Below are 12,143 nucleotides of genomic sequence, written 5' to 3' on the forward strand. Positions count from 1 at the left end.
GGGCCGTCCGGAGGGCTGATTCGAGCCCGCTGACGGGTCCATCCAGGCCATTCGGCACATCCGGAGGCGCCGATTTCGGCGTTCTCGACGATCAAATGGGCCGATCGGCCGATGGCGACGCGCCTCGCGGGCGGGCAAGGATGTCGGTGCGGCGATCAGGGTGCGGGGTTCCCCTGGGCCGTCCCGATGCATGAACCCCGATCGGGGGATCAGTCTGTGATTCGCATTGCGATGTCCGCCGAGGATCTGGCTCGTGTACGAATTGCTGGAAATGTCGACCAGGAGATGGAGGCGGTGCTGGCACTGGAGGCGTGGCGGAGCGGCGGGGAGTTCTTCCGCCCCTGGCAGCGGGCCGTCCGCGGGCAATTGGCGCGGCAGCCGGTGCTGGCCGAGCGGCTGCGGCGCCTTTCGGGAGCCAACGGTGGTTTCCGGGACGTACTGCGGGTGTGGGCGAATGGCCGGATCGTGTCGTCCGGTCGCGGCGCCGAATCGGTGGTCCAGCGGGCCGACGTCGCGGCGGCGGTCCGCGAGTTCCACCGGGTGGCGCTGCAGCCCTGCTGGGCGGACGTCCGGTCCCGGCTGGAGGCGGAGCGGGACGCCCGCCGCCAGATCGCCGGCCGCGGCGGGGTGGACGCGCTGCTCGGCACGCTGCACCCGCGGATCCGCTGGACCGCCCCGGTGCTGGAGATCCCCGCCGAGCGGGACGTCGAACTCACCCTCGACGGGCGGGGGTTGCGGCTGGCCCCGTCGCTCTTCCTGCAGGGCGCCGGGGTGGTGCTCCGGCCCCGGCACGGGGAGCCCGAGGAGGCTCCGACGCTGCTCTTCGCGATGCGTCCCGACCGGATCGGCCTCCCCGTGCCCGTGGGGGCGCGGGAGGCGGCGGAGAGCGCGGGCCGGGGCGGGGAGGAGTCGCTGGCGGCCCTGGTCGGCCGGACCAGGGCCGCGGCCCTGCAGGCCCTGCTGGACGGCTGTACCACCGGCGAGTTGGCCGGGCGGCTCGGAGTGACGGCCTCGGCGGTCAGCCAGCACACCGCCGTGCTGAGGGCGTCCGGGCTGATCGACACCCGGCGCTGCGGCAACGGCGTGCTGCACACCGTCACCCCGCTGGGTCGGGCACTGCTGCGCGGCGAGGCCCCGTCGGGCGGGGAGGGGCGGCCCCTCGGCGGCGCGGCCCCGCGGTGGATCGGGGACCGTCGGCGGGCGCTGCGATGAGCGGCCGGTGCGGCCGACGGCGGCCGAGCGGGCGGGCCCGCTCAGCCGCGCTCGGTCAGGCCCGACTCCCAGGCCCAGGTGGCGATGCCCACCCGGTTGCGGGCCTTCAACTTGCGCTGGAGGTTGGCCAGGTGGGTCTTGACGGTGCTCAGCGAGATGAACAGCTCGGCGCCGATGTCGGAGTTGGTCAGCCCCTCGGCGACCAGGACGGCGATCTCCTCCTCGCGGCTGGTCAGCGGCTCGACGGGGGAGCGGTCGACCCGGCGCGGGCCGGTGAAGCGGTGCAGCAGGCGGGTGGTGATCTGCGGGCTGATCAGCGAGTCGCCGACCACCGCCGAGCGGATCGCCTCGGCGAGCAGCGCGGGCCCCGAGTGCTTGAGCAGGAAGCCGCAGGCGCCGTTGCGCAGCGCGGTGTGCACGTACTCGTCGAGGTCGAAGGTGGTCACCACCACGACCTTCACCTCCGGGGTGATGCCGGCCAGCCGGCGGGTGACCTCCAGCCCGTCCAGCTCCGGCATCCGGATGTCGACCAGCAGGACGTCCGGCCGCAGGGTGCGGACGGCCTCCAGGGCCTCCAGGCCGTCCGCGGCCTCGGCCACGACCTCCATGTCGGGCTGGGCCGCCAGGATGTGCCGGAACCCCTGGCGGACGCTCGCCTGGTCGTCGGCGATCACGACACGCGTCTTCATGGCGTCATGATCGCACGGGCTTTCGGCGCCCCCGAAGTGAAGGCCGGGATTCCGCCTGGTATGCGCCGGATTCAGTTTCCGCTTAACACCGTTGTCACATGACGGGGAGTCCGGGAAGGATGGTTCCTGTCGGAACGGGGAGTCGGAGCTTCGAAGGTTCCGGCGGAAACCGGAATTCGGTTCAGCGGATATTCGAAAGGGGGCGGACGGCGAAGTGGACGCGAAATACGAGTCGTATGCGATAGCCGACCCGGTGTGGTACGACGCCCTGGAGCGGTGTGACGACCGGGCCTCCCGGTTCACACCGGGCGGGGGCGCGCTGCCCGAGGGCTGGCGCGGCCGCACCCAGGGCGTGTGGGAGGTGCTGGCGCCTTCCGGCGCCCCGCAGCTGCCGGAACAGGGCTGGAAGGTCCACGTCAGCGCCACGCCCGAATCCGCCGAGGAGACGATCGAGACGGCCTGGCGGGTCTGCCGCCGGCTCGGGCTGCCCTGGAAGTACCTGCGCAGCCGGCTGGTGGTCGCGGTGACGAACGCCAAGTACGCCGACCGGTCCGCCAGCGGCAAGGTCGTCACCGTCTACCCGAGGACGGCCGAGGAACTGGAGACCGTCCTCGCCGAGCTGGAGGAGGCGCTGGGCGGCCGCCCCGGCCCGTACGTCCTGTCCGACCTGCGGTGGAACCAGGGCCCGGTGTCGGTGCGCTACGGGGGCTTCGCCCTGATGTGGTGCGAGCTGCCGGACGGCACCAGGGTGCCCGCGGTGAAGGACCCGGACGGCCGGCTGGTGCCGGACGCCCGGCGCCCGCGCTTCACCGTCCCGGAGTGGGCCTCCACCCCGGACTTCCTGGCCGCGCGGATCGCCGCGGCCGCCGACGACGCGGGAGCCGGCCTCGGCCGCTACCGGGTGGTCAAGGCGCTGCACTTCTCCAACGCCGGCGGGGTCTACCTCGCCGAGGACGAGGACGGCCGACAGGTCGTCATCAAGGAGGCCCGCCCGCACGCCGGGCTGGACGCCTCGGAGACGGACGCGGTGGCCCGGCTGCTGGTCGAGCGGGACGCCCTGGAGCGGCTCGGCCACCTGCCGTTCGTGCCGGAGCTGTACGAGTACTTCACCAGCTGGGAGCACCACTACCTGGTGATGGAGTACATCCCCGGCGAGTCCTTCAGCGCCTGGCTGGGCCGGGAGTACCCGCTCACCCGGCACCGGCCGGACGCCCGGGCGCTGGCCGACTTCGCGGGGCTCGCGGTCACCCGGCTCGCGCTGGTCGAGGAGTGCGTCGCGGCGCTGCACCGGGAGGGGGTGGCCTTCGGGGACCTCCACCACCGCAACATCATGATCCGCCCGGACGGCACCGTCGCCCTGATCGACTTCGAACTCTCGACGCCGCTGGACACCCCGCGCCGGCGCACCCTCGGGGCGCCCGGCTTCACCGACCCGGAGATCACCGACGCCCGCGAGGCCGACCTGTTCGCGCTCGGCTGCTGCCAGCTCGCCGCCTTCGTCGCGCTGACCACGCTCACCAGGCGCAACCCGGCCGTCGTCGGCGGGCTGCTGGACCTCGTCGCGGAGTGCTTCCCGACGGTGCCCGCCGGCTTCGCCGAACGGATGACGGGGCGGCTCGCCCTCTCCCCGGCACTGCGCCCCCACCTCGGGGCCCGGCCCGCGGCCGGTGCCCGGGCGGAGCTCACCGCCGCGGCCCTGCTGCGCGGCATCGACGCGGCGGCGACCCCGGAGCGGGAGGACCGCCTCCACCCCGGCGACGTGGCCGGGCTGCGCCCCGGCGGCGCGCTCGGGCTGGCGTACGGTTCCTCCGGCGTGCTCCTCGCCCAGCACCTGGCCGGGGCCGCACCGGGCGGGGAACAGCTGGACTGGCTCGCCGCCGCCGTGCGGCGCGCCCCCGCGGACACGCCCGTCGGGCTGTACGACGGGCTGGCCGGAGCCGGCTGGCTGTTCCACCGGCTCGGGCATCCGGACGCCGCGAACGTGGTGGACCGGCTGCTGGCCGGCCCGCCGCCCTCCTCACTCGGTCTGTACGGCGGCCTGACGGGCGTCGCCCAGCTGCTGCTGGAGGCCGGAGCGACGGACGAGGCGCTCGCCCTGGCCGCCAAGGCCGCCGGGCGGATCGGCGAGGCCGGGCTGCTGGACCGCCCGGGTCTGCTGCGCGGCTGGTCCGGACCGGCGGTGCTGTTCGCCCGCTGCGCCCGCCTCACCGGCGACACGGCCTGGGCCGAGGCCGCCGAACGCGCCGTCCGCTGCGACCTGCGGCACGGCCGGCTGGTCGACGACATGCTGCAGACGTACAGCTCGGGCCGGCTGCTGCCGTACCTGGCGGAGGGCTCGGCCGGAGTGGCGCTCGCCGTCCTGGCCCTGCCCGCCGCGCAGGCCGAAGCCCTCGACGCCGAGCGGGTGCTGGAGGCCGCGGCCCGGGCCGGCGCGGTCCGCGTGGTCGTCCAGGGCGGGCTGTTCAACGGCCGCGCCGGGCTCGCCTACACCCTGTTCCAGGTCGCCGCCCGCCTGCCGCGCTGGCGGGCCGAGGCGGAGGAGCAACTCCGGCTGGTGGACCTCCACCTGGCCCCCCATCAGGACGGCAGCGTCCTGCACGGGGACCAGCTGATCCGGCTCTCCACCGACCTGGCCACCGGCTCCGCCGGCGCCCTGCTGGCGCTGGCCGCCGCCAAGAGCCCCGGGCAGTGCCTGCTCCCCGGTGCCCACCCCGTCCACGGGTGGACGCCGGAGCGGGCCGAGCCCGGTACCCCGTCCCGGCGAGACGACGAGGGGAGGTGACTGTGATGGCCAACATCCTGGCGCTTCAGGAGCTCGACGAGGAGATCGTCGTTGACGCCCCGTTCAGCTCGGTCAGTGCGTTCAGCTGCTGATGTCCGTGGCCTGGTGCCGCGTTCCGGCGAGACGGTGAGGAGGAGGTGATTGTGATGGCCGACATCCTGGCGCTTCAGGAGCTCGACGAGGAGATCGTCGTCGACGCCCCGTTCAGCTCGCTCAGCTACTGGAGCTGCTGATCCCGGCAGCCCGGTGCCGTGTACCGGCGAGGCGGTGAGGAGGAGGTGATTGTGATGGCCGACATCCTGGCGCTTCAGGAGCTCGACGAGGAGATCGTCGTCGACGCCCCGTTCAGTTCGTACAGCGCGTTCAACTGCTGACCCCTGTGGCCTGGTGCCGCGTTCCGGCGAGGCGGTGAGGAGGAGGTGATTGTGATGGCCGACATTCTGGCGCTTCAGGAGCTCGACGAGGAGATCGTCGTCGACGCCCCGTTCAGCTCGTACAGCGTGTTCAGCTGCTGACCCCCTGGGTCCGGCAGTACCGGGTGACAGAGAGGGGAAGGCCGCGGCACATGCGGCCTTCCCCGGCTCTGCATTCTGTTTACCGTTTTGGGGTGAGTTAACCGTGGCCGTGGCATCAGAACCGACTACCCGTCCGAGCGGACCGCTCGGCGCGCTGCGACTGTGCGTCGCCGAGGTACGGGCGTACCCGGGGCGGGTCATAGGTGTCGCGGTCGCCTGCGCGCTCACCGCCACCGGCGTGGGCGCCTGCCTGCTGCTGCTCGCGGCGGTCAGCGGCCCGTCCTACCCGGAGGGTTCGTCCGCCGCGGCGGCGGCCAAGGACGCGCAGAACCTGCTGGGCCTGCTGCTGACGATGCTGCTGATGTCGGCGGTGCTGGTGACGGGGTCGACGGTCGCGCTCTGGACCAACCAGCGGCTCGGGCAGTTCGCCGTGCTGCGCGCCCTCGGGGTGACGGCCGGCCGGCTGCGGGCCCTGGTCGTCGCGGACGTCGCGCTGGTCGCGCTGGCCCCCTCCGCCGTCGCCGCGGTGGCCGGGACGGTCCCGGTGGCCGGGTTCGGCCGCCGCCTGCTGATCGAGCGCGAGCTGTTCCCCGCCGCGGTCGACCTGCCCTCCGCCGGGCAGACCTGGGCGATCGCGGTCGGCGCCTGCCTCGGCACCTGCGCGGTCGCGGTGCTGGCCGCGCTGGCCAGCGTGCTGGCGGCCGGCCGGGTCCAGCCGATCGACCTCCTCAAGGACCAGTCGCTGGCCCTGGCCCCGCCCCGCCGCAACGCCGGCCGGCTGGTGGCGGGCATCGCCATGGTCCTGATGCTCTGCGGGCCGCTCGTGGCCCTGATGGTCGTGATGGACCTGCCGCCGGTGCTCCAGGGCGCGCTGGTGATGGGCCTGGCCACGGCCGTCATCCCCACGCTCGCGGTGCTCGCGCCCTGGTTCGTGCCGCTGCTCGTCGGCCCCTGCTGCGCGGTGCTGCTGCTGCTCGACCGCAAGGCCGGCCGGATCGCCGCCGCGGGGCTGCGGGCCGCGCCCGCCCGGACGGCCGCGATCGCGGTGCCCGTCCTGCTGGCCGTCGGCACCGTGGTCTGCCTGCTCGGTTCGGGGGCCACCATCGGGGCCGCCGTGCAGCAGCAGACCGAGCAGGCGCTGCGGGCCGACGCGGTGGTGACGGCCGAGCCGGGCCACCAGCTGCCCGCCCGGCCCGCCGGCCTGCCCGGCGGGACGGCCGTCGCGCCGATCGCGACCAAGGTGACCGCGCCGCCCAGTTTCTACGACGACAAGCCCAAGCCCACCCGCGCCTGGGGCGTCGACGGGGCGGCCCTGCGGAGCGCCCTGGACCTCGGCGAACAGCAGGGCCGGCTGGACGAGTTGGCTCCCGGCACGTTCGCCGCGGGCAGCACCGAGGCCACCGCGCGCCACTGGAAGCTCGGCCAGGACGTCACCTTCACGCTCGCCGACGGACAGCAGGCGCAGCTGCGGCTCGTCGCCGTCTACCAGCGGGACCTGGCCTTCCCCTCGTACGTCCTCCCCGTCGACCTCGCCCTCGAGCACACCCCGGCCCCGTACGCCGACCGGGTGCTGCTCCGCGGTGACCCGGGCGCCTGGGAGCTGCGGCCCGGCCAGCGGCTCGCCACGCGGGCCGACTACCTGGCCCACCTGCGGCCGCGCAACGTGCAGGACGACATGGCCTCCCGGCTGATCGTCGCCGTGGTGGGTGGGTACGCGCTGCTCGCCCTCGCCAACACCTGCGCCATCGCCCAGCGGGACCGCCGTTCCCAGCGCGCCCACCTGCGGGCCCTCGGCCTCGGCCGCGGGCAGCTGCTGCGCTGCGTGGTGTACGAGGTGCTGGCCTCGGCGCTGGTCGGGACGGTCCTGGCGGTGGCGACGGCCGGGATCTGCCTGGTGCCGCTGGCCCGGGCCGTCGGGCAGGGGGTGCTGCCCGCCCTGGACGTGCCGTGGACGGTCGGCGTCCTGGTCGGGGTGCTGGTCGCCACCGCCGTCCCGGCGGCGCTGGCGGCCCGTCCGCTGCGCGGCATCCGGCGACAGTTCGCGACGGGGTCGGCGTGAGCGCGGCGGCCGCCGGAGGGCTGGGGCGGTCGTTCTGGCTGCTCTACGGCGGCGAGTCCGCCTCGGCCCTGGGCACCGCCGCCTCGGTGATCGCCCTCCCGGTGGTCGCGCTGCGGGCCGGCGGTGACATCCGGCAGGCCGGACTGGCCGGTACGGCGCTCTCCGTCGGGGTGCTGCTGGCCCGGCTGCCGGCCGGCGTCCTCGCCGACCGCCGGGAGCGGCGGACGGTGCTGCTGACCGGCAACGCGGCCGGCGCACTCGTCCTGGCCGCGCTGGCCCTGTCGGCCTCCGGCGGCATGCCGCCGCTGTGGGCGGTGCTGGTCGCCGCCCTGCTGCTCGGCGCGGTGGGCAGCACCCTGGCCCCCGTCGAGAACGTGGTGGTGCGGTGCTTCGTGCGGCCCGAGCACCTTCCCCGCGCGGTCGGCCTGCTGCAGAGCAGGACGGCCGTCGCGGCGATGGCCGGCCCGGTGGCCGGCGGTGCGCTGCTGGCCGTCCACCCGTCCTGGGTGTTCGCCGTCGACGCCGGCAGCTACCTGGCGGCCGTCTGCTGCGTGGCACTGCTGCCGAAGGGGAGGCGGGAGCGCCCCGGGGACGAGCCGGCCGCCCCCGGCGTCCGGGCCGCGCTGGCCGAAGGCGTCCGGTTCATCTGGCGGGTGCCCTTCCTGCGCTACGCGGTGGTCAACGCGGCCGTGCTCAACCTGGTGTTCAACGGGCTGCTGATCGTGGTGGTGGCCTCGGGCGGGGGCGCCGTGCACATCGGGGTGCTGACCGCGGCCCTGGGCACCGGCGGGCTGGCCGGATCGCTGCTCGCACCGGCGCTGGCCCGGCGGCTGCCGCCCGCCCGGGGCATCGCCCTCGGTACGGCCGTGGTCGCGCTCGCCCTGCCCGGCTTCACCCTGGCCCAGGGGCACTGGACGGCGGTCCTTCCGCTGGCCCTCGCCGCGGCCGCCGGACCGGTGGTCACCGTGCTGATCGCGGTCACCCAGATGGAGGTGACCCCGCCGGGTCTGCAGGGCCGGGTGCACAGCGGCATCGGCTTCCTCGCCCAACTGGTCGCGCCCGCCGGGCCGACCCTCGCGGGCCTGTGCGCCCACGCTTTCGGACTGACCGGCACGGTGGCCGGCGCGGCCGTGGTCGTGGTGGTCCTCGCCGCGGTCGGGCTGGCCGCCACCGCGGGCCGGACCGGTGGTGGGCCCGCCGCCGGTCCGACCGGGGCCGGGGGTGCCCCGGAACGACGGAACGACAACCCCGCGGAGGCCGTCCATGGCTGACCTCGACCACCGGGCCGCGCCGCCCGGGCCGGCGGCGCCGAACGCCGGGCCGGCGGACCCACTCCTCACGCCGGCGGACCCGTACCGCTGGCTGGAGGAGGCGGATACCCCGCGCGCCCGGGCCTGGCTCGCCGAGCAGCGGCGCCTGCTGGCCGCCCGCCCGCAGCGCTCCGACGAGCCCGCCTGGGCCGCCCTGCTCGACCGGGTGGAACGGGAGGCGCCCGACCGGACGCCCACCCCGCCCGCCGAGGCCGGCGGCCTGCTCTTCCGCCACGAACGCGGCCCGGACGGCGACGTCCTGACCGTCCGGCACCCCGATGGCACCCGTCGGACGCCCACCGAGGGCGTCATCGGCCCCGGTGACCGGATCGCCGGCTGGCAGCCCGAGCCGCACGGCCGGTTCATCGCCGTCCAACTGCACCGGGACGGAGCCGAGAACGGCGGCCTGCACCTGCTCCCCACCCGCCCGGGCGACCGGCCCCACCACCTGCCCGACGCGGCCCCGTACGCCACCCTCGCCTTCACCGGCGAGGCGCTGGTGTACACCGCCGGCACCCGCACCGAGCACACCCTGGCGGCCCGCCACCCGGGCGGCGGCCCGGCCCGCCGGCTCGCCCTGCCGGTGCCCGGCCCGGTCCGGCTCACCCTCCACGGCGGTCCCGGCGGGAACCTGCTGCTGCGCACCCGCCCGCAGCCGTCCGGCCCGGCGCGCTGGTGGGCCACCCGGTGGACCGGCCGGGCGGTGCCCGACTGGCAGCCGCTCGACCTCGACGGGCGGCGGGTCACCGCCCTGGACCTGAACGAGACGGTCTGCTTCCTCGCCGCCGACGAGCTGCTCGCGCTGGACCTGGACGAGCTGGCCCGGGGCGCCACCGGGCGGCCCGCCGTGGTCGCGCCGCTCGCCGTCGGTGAACCGCCCGCCGCCGGTGAAGTACAGGCGGGCCCGGTCACCGCCCTGCGGGTGCTCGGCCCCGGCCGGAGGCCCGGCCTGGCGCTGCTCCGCCGGCTGGGGACCACCCACCGGCTCGACCTGCACCGGCCGGGCGGGGCGCCGGGCGAGGCACCTGGCGGCGGCGCCACCGCACTGCACTGGCCCGCCCGGCTGCGCCTCGGCGCCACCCCGTACGACCGGCACGGGCGGGTCGGCGGGTCGGTCTGGCTGCTCGCCGACGACCCCCGGTACGGCACCTGGACCAGGAGCCTGGACGGCTCCGGCCCGGTCGAACCCCCCGAGCGCCGCGCCGCGCTGCGCACCCTCACCGCCGTCGGCCGGGACGGCGCGCCCGTCCCGGTGACGGTCTGCGACCCCGGGCCGCGGGACCGCGGCCGCCCCGCGCCCACCCTGCTCACCGTCTACGGGGGCTTCGGCCTCCCGCTGGAACCCTCCTGGGACCCGGCCATGGAGGCCTGGCTGCGGGCCGGCGGCCGGATCGCCTGGGTGCACGCGCGCGGCGGCGGCGAGCTCGGCCCCGCCTGGGCGGCCGCCGGCCGGGGCCCCGGCAAGAGCGCCACCGTGGACGACTTCCGGGCCGCCGCCGCGATGCTGGTCGAACGCGGCGAGGCCCCGGCCGGCGGGCTGGGCGCACTGGCCGCCAGCAACGGGGCGCTGGTGGTCGCCGCCGCGCTCACCCGGGAGCCCGGTCTGCTGTCCGCCGCGGTGTGCGTGGCCCCGCTCACCGACCTGGCCCGCTACCAGGTCGGCGGCCTCGGCCGGCTCTGGGCGGAGGAGTACGGCGATCCGGCCGACCCGCGGGCGCTGCGGGCGCTGCTCGACTACTCCCCGTACCACCGGGTGGTGCCAGGGACGGCCTACCCGGCGGTGCTGCTCGCCACCGGGGCGAACGACGCGCGGGTGCCGCCCTGGCACGCCTGGAAGCTCTGCGCGGCGCTCGGACAGGCCTCCACCGGGGCGGCGCCGGTCCTGCTCGACCACCACGACAGCGGCGGCCACCAGGGCCGTCCGGCCGCGGCCGGACGGGAGCTCGCGGTCCGCTCCCTCGCCCTGCTGGCCGCCGGCACCGGCCTGTTGCCACCCGCCGACCTGCCCGCCGACCCGCCCGCCGGTCCGTGCGGAGCCCCGCCCGCCGGTCCGCCCGGCCCCCGGCCCAGACCGCAGTCCTGACCTCAGCCCGTGTCCAACCGAGGAGAGCACCACCGATGACCGAGCCCCAGTCCCTCGCGGGAGGCCCGTCCCGTCCCGGAGGCCCCCGGGCCGCCGCGAACCACGCCCCGGCCGCCGCGTCGGCCGTCGACCTGACCAAGGTGCACGGGTCGGGCGACGCCCGGGTGGTGGCACTGGAGCGGGTCTCGGTGTCCTTCCGGGAAGGGGAGTTCGCGGCGATCATGGGCCCGTCCGGCTCCGGCAAGTCCACCCTGCTCCAGTGCCTCGCCGGGCTGGAGTCCTGCACCTCGGGCGCCGCCCGGATCGGCGACACGGACCTCACCCGGCTGAGCGACGGCCAGCTGACCAGGCTCCGCCGCGACCACGTGGGCTTCGTCTTCCAGGCCTTCCACCTGATCCCCACCCTGACGGTGTCGGAGAACATCGCCCTGCCGCTGACGCTGGCCGGCCGCACCCCCGACCGGCAGTGGCTGGACACCCTGGTCGAGGCGGCCGGCCTCGGCGCCCGGCTCGGCCACCGCCCGGCCCAGCTCTCCGGCGGCCAGCAGCAGCGCGTCGCCTGCGTCCGGGCGCTGGCCGGCCGGCCCCGGATCGTCTTCGCCGACGAACCGACCGGCAACCTGGACTCCCGCTCCGCCGCCGAGATCCTCGCGCTGCTGCGCCGGTGCGTCCGGGAACTCGGCCAGACCGTCGTGATGGTCACCCACGACCCGGTGGCGGCCTCGTACGCCGACCGCGTCGTCTTCCTCGCCGACGGCCGCATCGTCGACGAACTCCTCGGCCCGACCCCCGACCAGGTGCTCGGGCGGATGCGCACCTTCGACGCCAACCTCGGCATCAGCTACTGGTCCGGACCGGCCTGACCTGCCGCGCGCCGACCGCCGGATGCGCGAGGATGGGGGGCATGCCGAACCGTCTCGCGGACGCGACCTCGCCGTACCTGCTGCAGCATGCCGAGAACCCGGTCGACTGGTGGCCCTGGGCGCCGGAGGCCTTCGACGAGGCGCGGCGCTGCGGTGTGCCCGTGTAGTCCTGACCTGGGATGTTTTCAAGGAGTGCTGGCGCGGACACGTGCGCAGGTGTACCGGGTAGGCCCGAGGTTGGCCAGTGCAAACGGCCGAGGATGGTCAGATCATGCTGAGGCCGATCTCGACCGCGAACGGAGCGGTCGTCTTGATCGTGCCCGTGAACACGTCCGCGTCGCAGTAGGAGCAGCTTGCGGGGTCGAGGACGTAGGGGTGGAGGAGCGGAACACCATTGGCACTCTGCTCTATCCGCCAGAAAGAGGCGGTGCTGGTCTGCGCGTACCGATCAGCACCCCGATCTACGTAGTGGTGGACCGGTACGCCGCACAGGTCGCCGTCCATACCCAGCCGACCGGCCCGGGTTACATTGCGCCCCACGCGCACACGTGCGGCTCGGGCAAGCTGCCCATCGAGCTGGCCGGCGGACGTAACTACACCCTCGGCCTAGACGAGCTGCTCCGACCCGAG

11 protein-coding genes are annotated in these 12,143 nt (G+C 75.7%); 9 read left to right on the plus strand and 2 right to left on the minus strand.

All coding sequences use genetic code 11. From position 1 onward, the window contains the following. Positions 1-294: 294 nt before the first annotated feature. A complete protein-coding gene (locus tag ACFVU7_RS05465; RefSeq protein ID WP_380743408.1) occupies positions 295-1,212 on the plus strand; it encodes an ArsR/SmtB family transcription factor in 918 nt (305 codons plus the stop codon). A gap of 41 nt (positions 1,213-1,253) precedes the next feature. Here ACFVU7_RS05465 and ACFVU7_RS05470 read toward each other — a convergent pair whose 3' ends face one another. Then, positions 1,254-1,901, minus strand: a complete 648-nt coding sequence (locus tag ACFVU7_RS05470) for a response regulator transcription factor (RefSeq protein ID WP_049659617.1) — start codon at positions 1,899-1,901, stop codon at positions 1,254-1,256. Positions 1,902-2,115: 214 nt separating this feature from the next. Between ACFVU7_RS05470 and lanKC the strand changes: the two genes are divergently transcribed. The 8 genes from lanKC to ACFVU7_RS05510 all read left to right on the plus strand — a co-directional run bounded on the left by lanKC (position 2,116) and on the right by ACFVU7_RS05510 (position 11,680). Beyond that, positions 2,116-4,683 (plus strand): class III lanthionine synthetase LanKC, encoded by a 2,568-nt coding sequence (gene lanKC, locus ACFVU7_RS05475; protein WP_388044447.1) that lies wholly within the window; start codon positions 2,116-2,118, stop codon positions 4,681-4,683. Positions 4,684-4,685: 2 nt separating this feature from the next. Next, the gene (locus tag ACFVU7_RS05480; RefSeq protein ID WP_220450056.1) at positions 4,686-4,775 is read left to right on the plus strand and encodes a class III lanthipeptide; all 90 of its coding nucleotides are present in this window, start codon (positions 4,686-4,688) and stop codon (positions 4,773-4,775) included. 51 nt (positions 4,776-4,826) lie between these two features. Beyond that, the gene (locus ACFVU7_RS05485; protein WP_198959315.1) at positions 4,827-4,916 is read left to right on the plus strand and encodes a class III lanthipeptide; all 90 of its coding nucleotides are present in this window, start codon (positions 4,827-4,829) and stop codon (positions 4,914-4,916) included. Between the two features lie 385 nt (positions 4,917-5,301). After that, positions 5,302-7,257 (plus strand): FtsX-like permease family protein, encoded by a 1,956-nt coding sequence (locus ACFVU7_RS05490; protein WP_388044448.1) that lies wholly within the window; start codon positions 5,302-5,304, stop codon positions 7,255-7,257. Continuing rightward, on the plus strand, positions 7,254-8,528 hold the full coding sequence (locus ACFVU7_RS05495; RefSeq protein ID WP_049659081.1) for an MFS transporter: 1,275 nt from the start codon (positions 7,254-7,256) through the stop codon (positions 8,526-8,528). Before ACFVU7_RS05490 ends, ACFVU7_RS05495 begins: the two co-directional genes overlap by 4 nt. Beyond that, complete coding sequence (locus ACFVU7_RS05500) at positions 8,521-10,650, plus strand: prolyl oligopeptidase family serine peptidase (protein ID WP_388044449.1); 2,130 nt, start codon at positions 8,521-8,523, stop codon at positions 10,648-10,650. The genes ACFVU7_RS05495 and ACFVU7_RS05500 overlap by 8 nt, the downstream gene beginning before the upstream one ends. 35 nt (positions 10,651-10,685) lie before the next feature. Beyond that, a complete protein-coding gene (locus ACFVU7_RS05505) occupies positions 10,686-11,513 on the plus strand; it encodes an ABC transporter ATP-binding protein (protein ID WP_079271858.1) in 828 nt (275 codons plus the stop codon). A gap of 41 nt (positions 11,514-11,554) precedes the next feature. Then, on the plus strand, positions 11,555-11,680 hold the full coding sequence (locus tag ACFVU7_RS05510; protein ID WP_388044450.1) for a DUF255 domain-containing protein: 126 nt from the start codon (positions 11,555-11,557) through the stop codon (positions 11,678-11,680). A gap of 97 nt (positions 11,681-11,777) precedes the next feature. On the opposite strand, the gene ACFVU7_RS05515 is transcribed toward ACFVU7_RS05510, so the two are convergent. Next, positions 11,778-12,017, minus strand: a complete 240-nt coding sequence (locus ACFVU7_RS05515) for a hypothetical protein (RefSeq protein ID WP_198959316.1) — start codon at positions 12,015-12,017, stop codon at positions 11,778-11,780. Positions 12,018-12,143: the final 126 nt, after the last annotated feature.

The sequence above is a fragment of the Kitasatospora sp. NPDC058046 genome, from assembly GCF_042885595.1.
GTDB lineage: Bacteria > Actinomycetota > Actinomycetes > Streptomycetales > Streptomycetaceae > Kitasatospora.

Excerpts from the sequence above, each read along its gene's own strand:
- ACFVU7_RS05470 (WP_049659617.1), bottom strand. The coding sequence starts at position 1,901 with ATGAAGACGCGTGTCGTGATCGCCGACGACCAGGCGAGCGTCCGCCAG.
- ACFVU7_RS05500 (WP_388044449.1), top strand. The coding sequence starts at position 8,521 with ATGGCTGACCTCGACCACCGGGCCGCGCCGCCCGGGCCGGCGGCGCCG.
- ACFVU7_RS05505 (WP_079271858.1), top strand. The coding sequence starts at position 10,686 with ATGACCGAGCCCCAGTCCCTCGCGGGAGGCCCGTCCCGTCCCGGAGGC.
- ACFVU7_RS05510 (WP_388044450.1), top strand. The coding sequence starts at position 11,555 with ATGCCGAACCGTCTCGCGGACGCGACCTCGCCGTACCTGCTGCAGCAT.
- ACFVU7_RS05515 (WP_198959316.1), bottom strand. The coding sequence starts at position 12,017 with ATGGACGGCGACCTGTGCGGCGTACCGGTCCACCACTACGTAGATCGG.